This is a genomic window from Pseudomonas sp. NFPP25 (genome assembly GCF_900116505.1).
Taxonomy (GTDB): domain Bacteria; phylum Pseudomonadota; class Gammaproteobacteria; order Pseudomonadales; family Pseudomonadaceae; genus Aquipseudomonas; species Aquipseudomonas protegens.
In genome coordinates, this window is sequence record NZ_FPBG01000007.1 from 371,542 (window position 1) to 387,909 (window position 16,368).

General features: G+C 59.1%; 18 protein-coding genes. 17 read left to right on the top strand and 1 reads right to left on the bottom strand.

Annotated elements, in window-relative coordinates; translation table 11 throughout:
• The first annotated feature begins 14 nt into the window (after positions 1 to 14).
• From BM382_RS27070 to BM382_RS27130, 13 genes are all read left to right on the top strand, one after another.
• Positions 15 to 383 (top strand): hypothetical protein, encoded by a 369-nt coding sequence (locus tag BM382_RS27070; RefSeq protein ID WP_072444356.1) that lies wholly within the window; start codon positions 15 to 17, stop codon positions 381 to 383.
• Entirely contained in the window at positions 380 to 1,033 is a 654-nt protein-coding gene (locus BM382_RS27075) for a hypothetical protein (protein WP_072444354.1), read from the top strand. Before BM382_RS27070 ends, BM382_RS27075 begins: the two co-directional genes overlap by 4 nt.
• A complete protein-coding gene (locus tag BM382_RS27080) occupies positions 1,030 to 1,446 on the top strand; it encodes a phage tail terminator-like protein (RefSeq protein WP_072444352.1) in 417 nt (138 codons plus the stop codon). The genes BM382_RS27075 and BM382_RS27080 overlap by 4 nt, the downstream gene beginning before the upstream one ends.
• A gap of 402 nt (positions 1,447 to 1,848) precedes the next feature.
• On the top strand, positions 1,849 to 2,505 hold the full coding sequence (locus BM382_RS27090; protein WP_072444350.1) for a phage tail protein: 657 nt from the start codon (positions 1,849 to 1,851) through the stop codon (positions 2,503 to 2,505).
• A gap of 3 nt (positions 2,506 to 2,508) precedes the next feature.
• Positions 2,509 to 2,889 carry a phage tail assembly chaperone gene (locus tag BM382_RS27095; protein ID WP_053158990.1) on the top strand — a complete coding sequence of 127 codons (381 nt, stop codon included), beginning with the start codon at positions 2,509 to 2,511 and terminating at the stop codon, positions 2,887 to 2,889.
• Between the two features lie 65 nt (positions 2,890 to 2,954).
• Positions 2,955 to 3,206: a DUF1799 domain-containing protein gene (locus tag BM382_RS27100; protein WP_072444349.1), complete on the top strand. Its 252-nt coding sequence runs from the start codon at positions 2,955 to 2,957 to the stop codon at positions 3,204 to 3,206.
• Positions 3,203 to 6,451 (top strand): phage tail tape measure protein, encoded by a 3,249-nt coding sequence (locus BM382_RS27105; protein ID WP_072444347.1) that lies wholly within the window; start codon positions 3,203 to 3,205, stop codon positions 6,449 to 6,451. Before BM382_RS27100 ends, BM382_RS27105 begins: the two co-directional genes overlap by 4 nt.
• A gap of 46 nt (positions 6,452 to 6,497) precedes the next feature.
• Positions 6,498 to 6,836: a phage tail protein gene (locus BM382_RS27110; protein WP_072444345.1), complete on the top strand. Its 339-nt coding sequence runs from the start codon at positions 6,498 to 6,500 to the stop codon at positions 6,834 to 6,836.
• Positions 6,833 to 8,305 (top strand): hypothetical protein, encoded by a 1,473-nt coding sequence (locus BM382_RS27115; RefSeq protein WP_072444343.1) that lies wholly within the window; start codon positions 6,833 to 6,835, stop codon positions 8,303 to 8,305. Before BM382_RS27110 ends, BM382_RS27115 begins: the two co-directional genes overlap by 4 nt.
• Positions 8,306 to 8,309: 4 nt before the next feature.
• On the top strand, positions 8,310 to 8,702 hold the full coding sequence (locus tag BM382_RS27120; protein WP_072444341.1) for a hypothetical protein: 393 nt from the start codon (positions 8,310 to 8,312) through the stop codon (positions 8,700 to 8,702).
• Positions 8,668 to 8,838 (top strand): hypothetical protein, encoded by a 171-nt coding sequence (locus BM382_RS31950; protein WP_170866352.1) that lies wholly within the window; start codon positions 8,668 to 8,670, stop codon positions 8,836 to 8,838. The genes BM382_RS27120 and BM382_RS31950 overlap by 35 nt, the downstream gene beginning before the upstream one ends.
• Positions 8,839 to 8,897: 59 nt before the next feature.
• On the top strand, positions 8,898 to 9,581 hold the full coding sequence (locus BM382_RS27125) for a phage minor tail protein L (RefSeq protein ID WP_072444339.1): 684 nt from the start codon (positions 8,898 to 8,900) through the stop codon (positions 9,579 to 9,581).
• A 2-nt stretch (positions 9,582 to 9,583) separates the two neighbouring features.
• Positions 9,584 to 10,366: a C40 family peptidase gene (locus BM382_RS27130; protein ID WP_072444337.1), complete on the top strand. Its 783-nt coding sequence runs from the start codon at positions 9,584 to 9,586 to the stop codon at positions 10,364 to 10,366.
• Positions 10,367 to 10,385: 19 nt separating this feature from the next.
• Here BM382_RS27130 and BM382_RS27135 read toward each other — a convergent pair whose 3' ends face one another.
• The gene (locus BM382_RS27135; RefSeq protein WP_072444335.1) at positions 10,386 to 10,730 is read right to left on the bottom strand and encodes a hypothetical protein; all 345 of its coding nucleotides are present in this window, start codon (positions 10,728 to 10,730) and stop codon (positions 10,386 to 10,388) included.
• 680 nt (positions 10,731 to 11,410) lie between these two features.
• Between BM382_RS27135 and BM382_RS27145 the strand changes: the two genes are divergently transcribed.
• From BM382_RS27145 to BM382_RS27160, 4 genes are read left to right on the top strand one after another with little or no spacing between them, the layout of a single operon-like run.
• On the top strand, positions 11,411 to 11,803 hold the full coding sequence (locus tag BM382_RS27145; protein WP_072444331.1) for a hypothetical protein: 393 nt from the start codon (positions 11,411 to 11,413) through the stop codon (positions 11,801 to 11,803).
• A gap of 39 nt (positions 11,804 to 11,842) precedes the next feature.
• Entirely contained in the window at positions 11,843 to 12,193 is a 351-nt protein-coding gene (locus BM382_RS27150; RefSeq protein WP_072444329.1) for a hypothetical protein, read from the top strand.
• A 52-nt stretch (positions 12,194 to 12,245) separates the two neighbouring features.
• Entirely contained in the window at positions 12,246 to 12,818 is a 573-nt protein-coding gene (locus tag BM382_RS27155; RefSeq protein ID WP_072444327.1) for a tail assembly protein, read from the top strand.
• Positions 12,819 to 12,875: 57 nt separating this feature from the next.
• Positions 12,876 to 15,965: a TipJ family phage tail tip protein gene (locus BM382_RS27160; RefSeq protein ID WP_072444325.1), complete on the top strand. Its 3,090-nt coding sequence runs from the start codon at positions 12,876 to 12,878 to the stop codon at positions 15,963 to 15,965.
• Positions 15,966 to 16,368 lie beyond the last annotated feature (403 nt).

The window sequence follows — 16,368 nt, forward strand, 5'->3', positions numbered from 1 at the left end:
GAAACGGAGCCACCATGGCCTTCTACGACGAAATGGCCGTGATGGCTCTGGAGATGATCACGGAGTTCGGCCAACCCGTAACCATCCGCGACATCAAGCCCGGCGAGTACGATCCTGATACCGACTCGGCCGGCCCTGACACCATCATCGAGCAAACCGCTCAGGGCATCCTGCTCGACTTCACAGGCCTGGAGTTCCAGAACAACAGCCTCATCAAGCAGGGCGACAAGAAACTCAAGGTCGCCGCTCAGGGGCTGGCGTGGGCGCCGGATCTGCTGAACAAGGTGGTCATTCAGGGCCGGACCTGGTCCATCATCCCGCCGCTGAAAGAGATCAACCCAGCCGGTACGCCGATTCTGTACGAGCTGCAGGTGCGGTCATGAACCGCTACGCCGGCAGGAATGGCAGCTTCGCCGAGAACATCCGCCAGTTTGCCGAGCAGGCCCAGGCCGGCATTGACGCCACCTTTCGCGAGATCGTGATCGAGATCGGCAGCAGCGTGATTCGCATGTCTCCGGTTGGCAATCCGGAGATCTGGGCGGCCAACGTGGCGCACCGCGCAACCAATACACGCGCAGCCGACGACTACGACTTCAAGGTCTCGGTGCGCAACACGCTGATCAACCTGGACGAAAGCAACTTCACCAAGGCCGGCAAGCTGCGCCGCGGTGTGAAGTATGCCAAGCCCCTGACCAAGACCGAGCGTGACCAGAACTTCAACGTGAACGGCCTGGTCGCCGGGAAGGACTATGTCGGCGGTCGCTTCCGGGGGAACTGGCAGTTCTCGATCGATACACCCGCCGACGGCACGCTGGATCAGGTCGATCCTTCTGGAGGTGTGACCCTGGCCAAGCTGCGGCTGCAGGTCGGGCAACTGACAGCAGGCCAGACAGCCTACATCGTGAACAACCTGCCTTATGCGGTGCCGCTCGAGTACGGGCATTCAAAGCAGGCCCCTGGCGGCATGGTTCGAATCACGCTCGCCAGGTTCCAGCAGATCGTCGACGAAGCCATCAGGAACAACCAGGTATGAGCCATAACGTGATCGCCACGATCTACCAGGCCCGGGTTATCGCCTGGGCGAAAGCCAGGGTACCGCCGCTGAAAGTGGTCGTCGAGAACGAGGCCTACACGCCAAAGGGCGGAGAAACCTACCTCCGTGCCTACACGCTGCCGGCGGATACTGCGAGCAACACCCTGGGCGGCGATCACCGGTTGTACACCGGCGTCTTCCAGGCCAGCGTTGTAACGCCATCGGGCAAGTACCGCGGTCCTGCTGTAGGCCTGGCAGATGAGATCAGTGCGCTGTTTCCGCTGTATGAACGGAACGAGAAGGCCGGCCTAACGGTGGTCACCATGACGCCACCAGACCAGGGCCCGGCTATTCAGGGAGACACTACCTACACCGTACCTGTGTCCTTCCAGTACCGCGCCGATACCAACTGATCGTCATCGCGCTAGAATCGCGTGCATGCAGATTGGGTGATCAGGGTTACGCCATGGATGAAGCAACAAAAGCACGCTTACAGTGGCTGGATGAGTCAGCCGATAACCACGGCTGGAACAATCGAGAGGAAGTCAGTGCAAGTGAAAGATGCATCTGTAGCGCCTGCGGCCAATGGTCTGTTCCAGCTCAAATAACGAGATGGTACGAAGACAAGCATGCTTGTTGCCCTCACTGTGGACTTGCCGGCGTTGTCGTTGGATCCAAGTCTAGACTGCCACTTGAAGAGTACGAACGCTGTCGATTTCCTGAGTAGCGCTTCTGCTCCATAAATCGCCCATCGGGCAACCCTACAAACCCGCCATTGAGCGGGTTTTGTCATTTCTGAAGAGAGGAAACACCCAATGGGCTACAAAATTCCCAATGGCGGCACCTTCCAGCACGCCGCGACTTACGCCACCGCTCTGTCCTTCACCGCAATTTCCAACGCCTCCGAGGCGGTCGCCACCGTTGTGGGCGCCGACCTGGACGCCGGCGATATCGTGCTGCTGACCTCCGGCTGGAGCAAGCTGGACAACAAGGTGGTGCGCATTAAAGCCGCGACTGCCACGGCGATCACCCTGGAAGGGATCGATACCACCGATACGCAGCTGTTCCCGGCTGGCAACGGTGCAGGCACCATGAAAAAGATCCTCACCTGGGTACTGATTCCGCAGGTTACCGACCTGGCTTTCTCCGGCGGTGAGCAGAACTATCTCGACGTCACCTTCCTGGAAGATGACCAGGGCAAGCAGATCCCGACCGACAAGTCCGCGGCGAGCATGGTGCTGACCATCGCGGATGATCCGGTTCAACCCTTCAACGCGGTGCTGATGTCGGCTGATGCGGGCAAGAAGGTGCAGGCTGCACGGCTCAACCTCCCGGGCAATGACACGCTACTGTACGGGGCCTACACCTCGTTCTCCAAGCAGCCGGCGGTATCGCGCAACAACCTGCTTACGCGGACGGTCAACCTGGCGCTGCAGTCCGAGCCGACCCGCTACCTGACCGCGGTGGTGTAACCCATGGCCAAGTTCTCGCTGATCCAGAACCCAACCTTCAAGGCTGACGTGCTGATCCCTCAGTTGGGCGGCGAGCCGGTGAAGGTGGGGTTCGAGTTCAAGTACCTGGACCGGACCGGCTTGGCCGAGCTCTACGCCGAGTGGGGCGAGCGGCACAAGGCCCTGGGGTTGAAGGCTGACGAGATGGACCTGAAAGCATTCACCGCAGCCCAGATCGACCTGCAGGTGGATCAGGTGAAGGCTGTGGTGGCCGGTTGGGACTTCGAAGAAGAGTTCAACGACCAGAATATCCGCATCCTGGTCACCTCGATTGTCTCGATACCCAGCGCGGTATTGGCCGCATATTCCGAGGCGTTCAACCAGGCCCGCCTGGGAAACTCCTAAGCGCCGCGCGCGCACTCTACGAGCAAGGGCCTTCGGCTGAAGAGCTGAAGACCTTTGGCTTTCTGGTGGGTGATCTCACCGGCCAGGACTGCGAGGTCTGGCCAGACAACTGGCCGGCCTTCACCGTTTTCGAAGCGATGAGCACCCAGTGGCGGGTCGGCGCGTGCGGCGCTACCGGTCTGGACTACGGCGTCCTGCCGAGTGTCATCCGAATGTGTGGCGTGCCGGCTGCCTCCAGGCAAAGCATTTTCAGTGACATCCGGCAGATGGAGGGCGAGGCCCTGGCCGTAATGGCTGAACAGAGAGACAACAAATGAGCACTACCTTCGCTTCGCTTGGCATTGCGGTTGAGTCGTCTCAGGCGGTCAAGGCTGCCGATGACTTGGATAAACTGGTCGACGCGGCCGAAGGGGCAGAGAAGGCCGTCGATGACCTTGGCAAGGCTGGGGAGGGCCTGGCCAACACCGGCAAGAAAATCAGCCAAGCGGAGGCGGAGGCCGCCCAGGGCATCGATAAAGCGACCAGTGCGAAGGAGCGCCAGGTCGATGCGAGCCGCAAGGCCGGGATAAGCGCCGCCAGCGAAATCGCAATCATCAGCCAGCTAGACAGGGCGATGACCGGCAATATCGACAGCATGGAGAAGCTGGTCCAGGCCGAGGGATTGCTTGAGCGGGCCCGCAAGGGCGGCCTGGTCACCATTGAACAGCAAGAGGCCTATCAGGAGCGCCTCGGCAAATCCTTCGACAAGATCGAGAAAGCCGAAGCCAAGGAGATGGCGCAGAAGCAGCGCCTGATTGATGCCGAGAACCGGCAGATCGAGGCGCTGAAGCGCACGGTCAACAGCATCGATCCCCTGAATGTGAAGCTGGCCAAGCTGGAGGCGCAGGAGAAGGCGGCGCACGAGGCTTTCCGCCTTGGTGCAATCAACGCTGACCGCTACAGCGAGGCCCTGGCCAAGGTCGGCAAGGATCGGGCTGGCATTACTGCTACAGAGGGCGCATTCGACAAGCTGAAGCTCGGCACCCGCCAGGCTCAAGAAAACGTCATGCAGCTGACCAACGCCCTGCAATCTGGGGATTGGGGAAGTGGTGTTCGTGCGGTTGCGCAGCTTGGTGCTGGAGCCGGTGCCAGTGCTGCTAGCCTTCTCGCGCTCGCGGCGCCTATCGCTCTTGTAACTGCTGCAATCGGTGGCCTTGCTTACGCCTATTACAAGGGCAGCGAAGAGCAGGATGCCTTCGATAAGTCACTGATCTTAACTGGCGGATCGGCCGGGCTTACCGCTTCCCAGCTTGGCGTCATGGCCAAGCAAGTCAGCGATATGGTCGGGACAACAGGGCAGGCCGCGGAGGTTCTGACCACCCTTGCGGGTAACGGCAAGATTGCTGGAGAGAGCTTTCTGGGGATCACCCAGGCCGCCGTGTCTATGCAGGAGGCAACAGGCAAGGCGGTGGGCGACACGATCGCCGAGTTTGTGAAGTTGGCTGATGAGCCCGTTAAGGCCTCTGCCGCGCTCAATGAGCAATACCACTATCTGACCACGTCGGTTTATTCGCAGATCGTTGCTCTCGAAGAACAGGGGCGACATGCGGAGGCGGTAAAGCTGGCCACCGATCAGTATGCGGATGCGATCAACGACCGGACGCCCAAGATTCTGGAGAACCTCAGTCTCTGGGAGAAAGGTTACAACCTGGTCGCAAAGGCTGCGGACAATCTGAAGAGCGCAGGGCGCAGCCAATCCAACGCGGAGCGGATTCAAACTGCAAAGGAGGCTCTTGAGCGCCTTGAAACTCGAGGTGGCAGCGAGAGAATACCGGGCGAGGATCCTGTTTACATTGGTGAGAAGGGAAAACAAAGCCTCCGCGATTACATCAAGGGATTGGAAGTAAAGGACGCAGCAGAGACCGATTACGCGAAGAGGCAGAAAGAGCGTAACGCGATCATGGAGGCCGGCCAGAAGGCGATTGATAAGCTTGATGCGAGAAAGAAGGCCACAAGATCTAACGCAGACAAACGCAAGGATGAGCTGGAGGATCTGGAAAAAGAGCTTGCAGCTCTCCGGGTGTCTGATCCGACTAATAGTCGCTTGACCAAGGAAAGTGTTGATGGTCAAAAAGCGGCGATTAACAGCAAGTACAAAGACACGAAGACCGCCGCCAGCGCGGTAGACCTGACGGCCTTCAACAACTCGAAAAACAACCTCACCGGCATCCTGTCCGAGTACAAAAACGCCCAGAAGGAACTGGACGCAGCGCAGAAGTCTGGGCTGGTGTCCCAGGCCGACTACCTGCTCAAGCGTGAGGCCTTGATCGGCAATGAGCGGGACGAGGTCACAGCGGCCTATGAAGCGGAAATTGCGGCACTTGAGGCCGCCAAGGGTAAGGCCAGTACCTCCGCCGCCCAGCGCATCCAGTTGGACCAGAAGATCGCCGATGCCCGAGCCGCCATGGTCAAGGCTCAGCGGGACGCTGATACCGAACTGAGTGTGCTGGCCAAGAACGAAGAGGGCCGGCTGAAGAAGCAGGAACTGGCGGTCAAGACCTACACCAGCGCCCTGCAGCAGCAAGTCGACACCTTGCGCGAGCAGGGCCTGCGCGCTGCCGCGGGCCTTGGCCAGGGTGGCCGCCAGCGGGACCTGACCAACCAACATAACGCGATCGACGACCGCATAAACCAGCAGAAGCTGGACCTGGCCAACCAGTACGGCGATGGCTCCCGGGGCATGAGCCTCGACGAGTACACGCAGAAGCTGCAGGCATTGGAAGCCACCCAGCAGAAGCTGCACGACACCGTGGTCAGCAACTACGACGACATGACGGCAGCTCAGGGCGACTGGAGGAATGGAGCATCTTCGGCCTGGCAGAACTACCTGGAGTCGGCACGGGATGTTGCTGGCCAGACCAAGAGCCTTTTCACCAACGCCTTCGGCTCAATGGAAGACGCGATTGTGCAGTTCGCGATGACCGGGAAGCTGTCGTTCGCTGACTTCACCAAATCTATTCTCGCTGATATGGCCCGAATCGCTGTGCGCCAGGCCAGCTCCTCGGCACTGAGCTCGTTGTTCGGCATGGCGGCTTCTGCTGCTGGGTCGTACTTCGGCGGTGGGGCGGCCTCGGCCGGCTCAACGCAGGCCGGGTATACCGGGGTCGACTTCTCCAGCTATCAGGCCAACGGTGGCGGATGGGATGGCGGTGTCCAGTTTTTCAAGGATGGCGGCGCCTTCACGAACAGCATCGTGAGCAAGCCCACCGCTTTCGGGATGGCTGGCGGCAAGACTGGAGTTGTCGGCGAGGCTGGGCCCGAGGCGATTGTGCCGCTGGCCAGGACCTCTGGCGGACAGCTGGGTATCCGAGCATTGGGCGGTGGTTCAAGCTCAAGCAATAACCAGGTGGTGATTCAGCAGACCTTCAACGTCCCTGAAGGGAGCGGCGGGGCCAGCGAAGCGGACGGCCAGGTTCTGGCTCAGGCCTATGCCAAGTCCGCCAAGCAGGGCGCCCAAGAGCAGATCGCGAAGGACCTCCGGCCAGGAGGCCAGATCTACATGGCCATCAGGGGGCGCGGTTGATTGGCGTTGCCCGCTTCGGCGGGCTTTTTTTATGCCTGGAGAAAATATGGCAACTGAAACCTTTACCTGGAAGCCGAACAACGATCCTGCGGCGACCATTGCGTTTCGAACCAAGTCGGCCAAGTTCGGCGATGGTTACGAGCAGCGGGCCCAGGACGGAATCAACAACCGCTCGCAGTCCTGGCCCCTGACGTTCACGGGCCAGAAGGCGCGCATCAAGGAGATCATGGCGTTTCTCGACCGACATGCCGGCGCAACGCCTTTTTTTTGGTCTGACCCGCTGGGCGATCAAATGCTCTATCGATGCTCCGAGTATCAACCCAAGGCCATGGGGGGCGATGCCTACACCCTGACCGCAACCTTCGAACAGGCATTTCACCCATGAGCATTCGGCTAATCGATGTAGGCGAGGAGGCGAACGACGAGACCGGCGCCACGCTTCGTGACGGCGGGATCATCATTAACGAGAATTTCGCGGAGCTTGATGCTCGCACAGCGGCAGCACAGACGAAGGCTGAGCAGGGTGTGACGGACGCTGCTGCAGCCAAGGTCAAGGCGGATGCGGCAGTTCCTGGCGCAGCGCTGGGTGTCTCGGTGGCTCAGCTGGTCAGCGGAAAAGTTCCGGTGCCCCAGCTTCCGGAATTCGTTGAACCCGTTGCAGGCAAAGGGTTGTCGTCGAACGACTTCACGACCACTGAAAAGACCAAGCTGAGCACCCTGGTCAACCCAGCCTCCTATGGCGTGGGCGGACCAGCACCATTCATAGACAACATCTACCAAATCAAGGACGGGGGTATCACCTACTGGAACCAGTCGACAACCGGCAGGCCACCCAGCGGAGGCCAGGGCAACCTGATCTCAATGACTGGCGGGGCCAATGGTAGCGCCTCTACCTTCCTTGCGACCTCGCTCGATGAGGACAAGGTTTTCTTTGGTCGAGTCAATGGTGCCACTCGCCCGCCATGGAAGCAGTTCTTGCTTGCTGGCGATCAGGGTATTGGCGGACCCACCATCCCGGTTTCAGAGGGCGACTGCAACAAGGCGGTAGCTGCGGGCAACTATCGCACTATTCCCACCACTCTCAACGGGAGGAACGTGTACGGAGTGCTTGAAGTTTTCGACTACGGGGACAACGGAAACTCCAAGATTCAGCGCCTAACCGCCACTTACGGACACCCTATAGGTGAGGCTATGTGGTTCCGAACCGGGACCGACCAGGGCACGCTATGGAGTAACTGGCAGCGATTTGTAAATACTGGCAACTATGGTGTCGGCTCCGACCCTCGCACCGGCTCGCCTGCCGAGCGTGTAGGGGCAATCAATGACGCCAACGTCCTACTTCCTGGTGGAACATACCTCGTTCACGTCGAAACACTGAACAGCCCGAAGGTTTACGGGACGCTCCGCATGGAGTGGTACGACGCGAACGGCTGGACGCAGACCATTACAGAGATTGCGACCGGGTATATCTGGACTCGCGGCTGTATCAACGGCTCCATTCAGCCATGGGGGCGTAACTTTACTGAAACCGTAAGTAACGCAAACGGCACCGCCACAAAGTTTCCGGACGGAACCATGATCTGCCGTTGTGCGCGCAAGGACTCAGGCACAGCAAATCTCGCGATTCCGGCGAACCTTTTTATGTCCTCTGGCATTGCCTTCACGTGGCCGGTTCCATTCGTTGGTGAGGCACCGATAATCGCGCACTCGTCCGAGACTACAGCAGTTACCCTTGGCTGGTCCGTCATTAACGTACCCCCAACGCTTACCGGTATATCGGATGTCAGACTTATCGCGCCGAGCACTGGCGCAGTCTCGAAAATATCAGTAATCGCTGTAGGGCGATGGAAATAAACCCATGATTATCAACTTCTCGCCGGTCCACGCCCCAGACTGGACGCCGCTCAAGTCGGTGTTCGTCCAAGGCCTCACAATCACTATCAATGGCGAGTCTTTCGATTTCTCGCCCCTGGGCAAGGGATACGAGCTATCGCTTGAGGCTATCGGGTCCCCGCTGTTCGCCGACAAGGCTGTCATGTCCGGTGACGGTGTTCTGGCAGTCACTCTGCTGATGCCCTACGACGAAGCGACTGCCACCCATGCCATTCGCTTTCCTGAGCCTGTGACAGTCACTGCAGACGGCCAGGTGGACATTCCCACCGATCACCCAGCACAACCTCCTGAGATCCCAACCATCGAAACTATCGAGGAAGACCATGGACTTCTCGCAGAGCAAGAAAACGTTCACTGAGCAGGATCAAAGGGGGCAAGAGGCCAGGGAGTACCTGCAGCAAACTGACTGGCTTGTGGTACGCAAGCTGGAAACCGGCAAGGACATCCCGGCGGACATCGCAGAGAAGCGTGCCGAGGCGCGCAGCCTGATCTAACACAGCAGCACCCGACCACACCCGCCTAGAGCGGGATTTTTTTGCCTTGAGGAAACACGATGCCAATTACGGCCGATATCCAGACCTTGGAGCCTGGCGCGTGGGTGGAGCTTTTCGAGCTCGACGCTACCGCGCTGGGCGCCGAGCTGTACCGCTTTCACGGCTACCCGCAGCAGTCGTCGATCTATTGGCAGGGCGAGGAGTATTCGCCCTGGCCAATCAAGGCCGAGGGCTTCGAAATGACCGGGCAGGGCGCCCAGCCTATGCCGACCCTGTCTGTCGGCAACGTTGGCGGGTTCATCACGGCCCTGGTGCTGTACTTCGAGGATCTGGTGGGGGCCAAGTTGATCCGGCATCGAACTCTGGGCAAGTACCTGGACGGCCAGCCCGAGGCGGACCCTGACGAGGAACTGCCGCCGGACATTTGGTACGTCGAGCGCAAGGCTGCCGAGAACAACGAAACAGTGCAGTTCGAGCTGGCCTCAGCCTTGGACTTCGCCGGGGTTCAGCTGCCGCGCCGGCAGATCGTGGCCAACGTCTGTTGGTGGCTCAGCTGCGGCGGTTACCGCGGGCCCTACTGCGGCTACAACGGCGGGCCCGTGGCCGACGAGAACGACATCATCGTCACCGATGCCTCCAAGGACAAATGCGGCGGGCGCCTGAGCAGCTGCAAGCTTCGCTTCGGCGAGAACAACCCTCTGCCTTACGGCTCATTCCCGGCCGCAGGCCTGCTTCGGAGCTGATCATGAACAAGTCCACCCGCGCCGCCATTGAGCGGCATGCGCTGGCTGAGTACCCGCGTGAGTGCTGCGGCCTGGTGATTCGCGAAGGGCGAAAGGAGGTCTATGTACCTTGTCGCAACACGGCCTCGACGCCCAGCGAGCATTTCCGCCTGGCGCCCGAGGACTTCGTCGCCGCCGAGGATCGCGGCCAGGTGCTGGCGGTCGTGCATAGCCATCCAGACTACCCTGCAGCACCCAGCGAGGCGGATCGCGTCTCCTGCGAGGCCTCCGGGCTTCCCTGGCACATCCTTGAGGTCCGCAAGGGCGATGACGAACAGGTGCGCCCAGGCGAGTTTGTGAGCTTCGCGCCTGAGGGCTACCAGGCCCCGCTGATCGGCCGCAAGTTCGCTCACGGCGTGCACGACTGCTTGAGCATCATCCTCGACTTCTACTGCCGCGAAATGGGCATCGACCTGGGCCAGTATGAGCGGGAGGACGGGTGGTGGGAGAAGGGCGGGAACCTTTACCTGGAGAACCTACCCGCGGCCGGGTTCAGCCAGGTCAGTGCGCCGCAGCACGGCGACATCGTGCTGATGCAGATCCGGTCGAAGATGCCGAACCACGCCGGGGTATACCTGGCCGAAGGTGTGCTGAAGACCGAGCCCCAACACTTCCCGGCGCCAGGGTCGATTCTGCATCACCTCTACAACCGGGACAGCAAGCGGGACACCTACGGCGGGTACTGGCGAGAGGTGACCGTCAGCTACTGGCGGCACATGGCAAGCAATCTCACAAACACGGCATAGCGGATAGCACTCTGTCGCGCTATCCCTTCAGCGAGTACATTTTTTTTAACTGTGCTGGTGTCAGCGGAGGAAGTTTCTGCGTTCGCCTGACCCCGATCCGTTTATTTTCGGTGTGCACGTTGAGCGGATAGTAACTCGCACCATACTCAAAATTGCCTTCGCAGGTTTGCACAAGCCATGCGCCGAGGCGTACTCCGTTGCTTCCAAAGGTGGATCGGTATTCGTCCAACCGACTCACACAGCCGTCTTGGAAGTCCGCTTTTATCAGATGCTCCCATTCTTGGGAGACTTCGTCATTGGCAGCGCCGGCAGTTGAGGCCAGCAGAAAGATGAGGGCAAGAGCTACTCGGCTCGGTGAGGGCATTACTGCAAGTCCTTTGCGTCTGCAGGGTGGTAACATCAGGTTTCCAGCAGCACAAAGCCCAGTCCCACGTTGGGCCCTGTGCATCTGGTACTATCCCGCTTCCGCCTGAGCCATCTTCCAGAAACCTTCCAGATCATATTGAGGGTAAGGTCGGGTCGCTGTCGGGAAATAGTTGTCCAACTGCTCCAGCAGGCTGAGAGCGAAGCAACGAAGCTCGCTGGTTAGCTTTGTGCCGTAGGGCATGAATGTGCAGCAGCGGTCAGTCCTGCCAGACCAACCCTCAAGGGCATTTATGAGTCCCTGACGGACTGCTAAAGCAGCCAGTACGTCATTCGATGGGTTGCTCAGCGCAGTTTTCAAAGATATTAGTCGGTGTGGCATCTAAGTTCCTTCTGATCATGGCGTGTAAGTCCGCGCGGATGTACCCGGCTCTTGGCCGGGCTTCAGTTGCCTGCTGATTGAGTCTCAAACATCTGACGGATCGTATGGTCGTGCTCTTGCTGTGTTGCGCGGTACAGCAGCAAGCAGGTCGAGACGTTTCACTACAACCAGGCTGCCGTAGAGCGCTTCCGAGAGATCTTGCAGGACATCTAACCCTCCCATTTTCACGAACCCCGCCCATGCGGGGCTTTCGTGCTTGAGCGTAAATGGTATTCTCCAAGAAAACATGGAGAGTTGTTATGCGCTGGATTTCACTTCTGCTTCTGTCGTTATTTTTAGTTACTGGCTGCGCCTCAAAACCGACCCCTGAGCAAATACAGGCGGCTGATTATGGAGCCTCTGTGTATCAGGAGGACGCCGAGAAAGCAGTGAAAAATTTCTTTGGCATTTATCTGAAAGACCCCGACTCAGCTCGATACAGCTTTGGCACGGTATACAGGGGGTACATGGTAGGCAGCGTTTTTGAAGGCAGGAAAATTGAGGCAGGATTTCTCTTGGATGTGACGGTCAATGCAAAAAATAGTTACGGTGGATACGTTGGCGCCAAGCCTTATAAGTTTCTCATCCGGAATGACAAGCTAGTCGGCGGGTGGGAGATCGGCTCAAGCGGTATACCAATCAGAATCCGGTAAGCCAATTTTTGTCTTTGTATCTCTGTTCGAGAGGTAATCATGCGGATACTGATTGGGGTGGTTGCGCTGGCGCTGTTGGCGGGATGTTCAACCCCATCTGACTTGATGGCAGGAAATCCAGTCAGCACCCACATTTCTACGAAAAAACCCAAGGACATTGCGCTCTGTGTGTATCCGGCATGGCAGGACTACAGGTCCACATCTGTGATGAGCGAGACCCAAAATGGATATCGGATTATTGCTGGAACTGACTCTGGCCAAACCGATGATGTTTTGAACATTGAGCTTGCTCAGCAGGGTAGTGGGAGCATCGTCAAGCTCTATCAGAGAGCTTCCTGGTCGCAGATTGGTCGAGGCGGTCTTGTCCCCTCGTTGAACAGGTGTTTGTGAACGCCGAATACTCAAGCCGCCTACGGGCGGTTTTTTATTGCCTGGAGAAAATATGTCTGCTGAAAAGATGCAAACCGTCCTGCTGTCTGGCTCCCTGGCTAAGCTATTTGGCCGTCGGCACAGGATGATTACCCGGGGAGGTTGGCGGGACATCATGGGTTATTTCAAGCAGTTTCCGGGCTTTGAGCAGCATATATCTGAGAGCTCAAGCAAAGGACTGCGCTATGCGATCTTCAATGGGAAGGAAAACCTTTCCGAAAGAGATCTTGTAAAACCAACCGGGCGTGATGCTGTACGGATTGTCCCAGTCATTTCAGGATCGAAGCGCGCGGGCCTACTGCAGACAATCGTGGGTGCGGTTCTGATTGCTGCTTCCTTCATTCCTGGATTTCAAGGGCTTGCCCCAGCAGGTATTGCAATGGTTGCCGGCGGCGTAATTCAGATGCTCAGCCCGCAAGCCAAGGGCCTGGGCACCCAGGACAGTCCCAATAACCGACCAAGCTACAGCTTCAACGGCGCCGTAAATACCAGCGTCCAGGGCAACCCGGTCCCGCTGCTTTATGGGCGGATGATCGTCGGCAGCGCGGTGATCAGCGCCGGGATCTACTCCGAAGACCAGATGTAAATCGAACCTGACACCAGGCCCGCCATGAGCGGGTTTTTTTTCGCCTGAAGGAAAGTCATGAACCAGCACATTACCGGCAGCAAAGGCGGCGAGTCGAAGCCGCGGCCGTCTGTCGAGGCCCCCGACAGTCTGCAGAGTACCGCCTATGCGCGGATCCTCGACCTGGTGAGCGAGGGCGAGATTCAGGGCCTGGTCGCGGGTGAGCGCTCGGTCTATCTCGATGAGACTCCGCTGGCCAATGCCGACGGTACCCGGAACTTCAGCGGTGTCACTCTGGACGCTCGCACTGGCAGCCAGGACCAGCTACATATCCCGGGCTTCCCAGCGGTCGAGAGCGAGATCGCGGTGGGTGTTGAGCTGAAGTATGGCCAGCCCTGGGTTCGTGCTGTGCAGAACCTGCAGCTATCTGCCGTGCGCGTGCGCTTGTCCACCCCGCGCCTGGCCCAGACGAACACCAGCAACGGCGACACCAATGGCTACATCGTGCAATACAAGATCGAGGTTTCCACCGACGGCGGGCCCTATGTGCAGGTGCTGGCCTCGGCGTTCAGCGGCAAGACCTCGACGAAGTACGAGCGCTCCCACCGGGTGGACCTGCCGCCGGCGAGCAGTAACTGGCAGATTCGCGTTACCCGCCTGACGCCGAACAGCACCTCTGGCGCTATTGCGGACAAGACAAGCATCGACGCCATCACCGAGGTCATCGACGCCAAGCTGCGCTATCCGGGCTCTGCTGTCGTCGGCCTGCAGTTCGATGCCTCGCAGTTCCAGGCGATCCCCACCCGGTCCTTCGACTTGCGCGGCCGCATTATTCGCGTGCCGAGCAATTACGACCCGGAAAGCCGGCTGTACTCCGGCATCTGGGATGGTTCGTTCAAGTTAGCCTGGACTGATAACCCGGCCTGGATCTTCTACGACCTGTTGCTGCACTTCCGCTATGGCCTGGGCCACCTGCTGAACGAGGGCCAGGTGGACCGGTGGGAGCTGTACCGCATAAGCCAGTACTGCGATCAGCTGGTGCCGGACGGGAAGGGCGGCCAAGAACCGCGGTTCACCTGCAATCTGTTCCTGCAGACCCGCTCCAACGCCCTGGACGTGCTGCAGGACCTGGCCACTACCTTTCGAGGCATGTCCTACTGGGCCGCCGGCTCGGTCATGGCCATTGCCGACATACCCGAGGACCCGGTTTACACCTACTCGAACGCCAACGTGACCGATGGCAAGTTTGGCTATTTCGGCTCGGCGAAGAAGACCCGCTACACCGTGGCCCTGGTGAGCTGGAACGATCCGGCCGACTTCTACCGGCAGAAAGTCGAGTACGTCGACGACCAGGCCGGTATCGCCCGCTACGGGATCCAGCAGACCGAAATCACCGCCACCGGCTGTACTTCCCAGGCCCAGGCGCAGCGCATCGGCAAGTGGGCGCTGCTGACCAACCGCTTGGAAACCGAAAGCGTGGGGTTCTCTGTGGGCCTGGACGGCACCCTGGCACGCCCCGGGCAGATTATCCGCATCGCGGACAACGATCGGGCAGGGCGCCGCATTGGTGGGCGCCTGCGCTCTTCCACGCTCGACAGCCTGGTACTGGATGCCGACGTGAAGGCATACCCCGGCGACACCATCACAGTGATCATGCCCACGGGCACTGCTGTCTCCCGCAAGATCAAATCGGTCGGGTATCCGCTGACCTGGGACCGCAAGGGAATCAAGTGGTCGAGTGGTCGCGTGACGATGGATACCACCGGGTTTCCTGCTGAAGTCCAGCAGGTGGTGCTGGAGAAGAAGCTGGATGAGCTACCGCCCCAGCATTCGATGTGGGCGATTGACTCGACAACCCTGGCCACGCAGCTATTTCGCGTGATGTCGGTTGCTGAGGACTTTTCCGACTCAGAGATCAAGTTCACGATCAGCGCGGTGCGCCACAACGAGAGCAAGTACGGCGCAATCGACAACGGCACGCGCATCGAGCGGCCACCGGTGACGGTGATCCCGCCGAGCGTCCAGCGACCGCCGGCGAACGTGACGGTGAGCAATGACCACTTCGTCGACCAGGGCAGCGCGGTCAGCGTCATGACGATTGAGTGGGAGAAGCCAGAAGCGGCGATCGCCTACGAGGTCTACTGGCGAAAGAACGATGGCGACTGGATCTTTGCCGGCCGCACGGGCACCACATCCATCGATGTGAGCGGGATCTACGCGGGGCGGTATGTGGCCAAGGTGCGGGCCATCAACTCGCTCGACATCGGGTCGGTGTTCGCGACCTCTGTCGAGACCGTACTGAACGGCAAGACCACGCCGCCGCCGGTGCCGTCGTCCTTCACGGCCGAATCGATCGTATTCGGCATCAAGTTGGCCTGGGGCATCCCGGCCGGAGTCACCACCGCGGATCTGCAACGAACTGAAATCTGGTACAGCCAGACCAATCAGGTGGCCACGGCGACCAAGTTCGGCGACTACGCCTATCCGCAGACCGACCTGACCATCATGGGCCTGGCCGCCGGCGTGCGGTTCTTCTTCTGGGCCCGGCTGGTGGACCGCATCGGCAACGTCGGGGCGTTCTACGGGCCGGTGATGGGGCAGTCCTCCGCCGATGCCGGTGTGATCCTTGAGTACCTGAACGACCAGATCACCGAGACGCAGTTGAGCCAGCACCTGCTGGAAAAGATCGACTCGGGCGGCGGTGCCCAGATAGAGGTCGAGGCTCTGAAAAGCGAGCTCGCGGCAATGTATTCGATCAAGACCCAGCTCACGGTCGATGGCAAGCCGTACCTGGCCAGCATCGGCGTAGGCGTGGAGAACGACGAAGGGATCATCACCAGCCAGGTGCTGGTCGCGGCCAGTCGGTTCGCAATTGTCGACCCGAATGCCGCGGAAATCTATTACCCGTTTGTTCTTCAAAACAATGCCGCCTATCTCGACACTGCATTCATAAAAAACGGCTCTATCGACATGCTTAAAATCGGCAGCAACTTGCAGTCTGAGAACTATGTGGCTGATGTTTCGGGCTGGGCGTTTCGTCCGGATGGAACATTCCAGATGATGGGCAACGCCCCCGGAGGAGCAAGGCTGATGATCAACAACAAAGGACTGTATGTTTTCCATCCGAATGGCGTTAAAGCCATCGATCTGAGCGTGGATGCAACATGACGATAGGTCTTATCACCCGTGATAGCAGCGGTGTAATAACCGCTGACATGACCAAAAATCTTAGCCAGATGATTGGTCATGTCATATCGAACAGAGCTAACGGCACTGTGACGTTCACGATTCCTCCTGGGAAGATACCGATAAGCATCGTATCCCCCCTTGAGCCATGCATGAATACAGCGGGAAAACTGCCTGGCGTGATCATGACGAGCACGTCAATGTCATGGACATACAACATCCCTAGCGGCTTTCCGATGAACTGCATCATTTACTACGGGTATTACTAATGGGCCCAGCGCTAATCGTTCGCAAAGAGTCTGAAGAGATTCTTTATGACACGTCTAAGTCGGTATACGGGCTGGTCAAAAGCGGACCCGTTGAGTATCACGGGATTTGGAGGAAG

Bases quoted from the DNA above. Each gene is read 5' to 3' on its own strand.
- BM382_RS27130 (WP_072444337.1), top strand. From the start codon at position 9,584: ATGAACAAGTCCACCCGCGCCGCCATTGAGCGGCATGCGCTGGCTGAG.
- BM382_RS27115 (WP_072444343.1), top strand. From the start codon at position 6,833: ATGAGCATTCGGCTAATCGATGTAGGCGAGGAGGCGAACGACGAGACC.
- BM382_RS27110 (WP_072444345.1), top strand. From the start codon at position 6,498: ATGGCAACTGAAACCTTTACCTGGAAGCCGAACAACGATCCTGCGGCG.
- BM382_RS31950 (WP_170866352.1), top strand. From the start codon at position 8,668: ATGGACTTCTCGCAGAGCAAGAAAACGTTCACTGAGCAGGATCAAAGG.
- BM382_RS27070 (WP_072444356.1), top strand. From the start codon at position 15: ATGGCCTTCTACGACGAAATGGCCGTGATGGCTCTGGAGATGATCACG.
- BM382_RS27150 (WP_072444329.1), top strand. From the start codon at position 11,843: ATGCGGATACTGATTGGGGTGGTTGCGCTGGCGCTGTTGGCGGGATGT.
- BM382_RS27105 (WP_072444347.1), top strand. From the start codon at position 3,203: ATGAGCACTACCTTCGCTTCGCTTGGCATTGCGGTTGAGTCGTCTCAG.
- BM382_RS27145 (WP_072444331.1), top strand. From the start codon at position 11,411: ATGCGCTGGATTTCACTTCTGCTTCTGTCGTTATTTTTAGTTACTGGC.
- BM382_RS27090 (WP_072444350.1), top strand. From the start codon at position 1,849: ATGGGCTACAAAATTCCCAATGGCGGCACCTTCCAGCACGCCGCGACT.
- BM382_RS27095 (WP_053158990.1), top strand. From the start codon at position 2,509: ATGGCCAAGTTCTCGCTGATCCAGAACCCAACCTTCAAGGCTGACGTG.
- BM382_RS27120 (WP_072444341.1), top strand. From the start codon at position 8,310: ATGATTATCAACTTCTCGCCGGTCCACGCCCCAGACTGGACGCCGCTC.
- BM382_RS27135 (WP_072444335.1), bottom strand. From the start codon at position 10,730: ATGCCCTCACCGAGCCGAGTAGCTCTTGCCCTCATCTTTCTGCTGGCC.
- BM382_RS27080 (WP_072444352.1), top strand. From the start codon at position 1,030: ATGAGCCATAACGTGATCGCCACGATCTACCAGGCCCGGGTTATCGCC.
- BM382_RS27125 (WP_072444339.1), top strand. From the start codon at position 8,898: ATGCCAATTACGGCCGATATCCAGACCTTGGAGCCTGGCGCGTGGGTG.
- BM382_RS27155 (WP_072444327.1), top strand. From the start codon at position 12,246: ATGTCTGCTGAAAAGATGCAAACCGTCCTGCTGTCTGGCTCCCTGGCT.
- BM382_RS27075 (WP_072444354.1), top strand. From the start codon at position 380: ATGAACCGCTACGCCGGCAGGAATGGCAGCTTCGCCGAGAACATCCGC.
- BM382_RS27160 (WP_072444325.1), top strand. From the start codon at position 12,876: ATGAACCAGCACATTACCGGCAGCAAAGGCGGCGAGTCGAAGCCGCGG.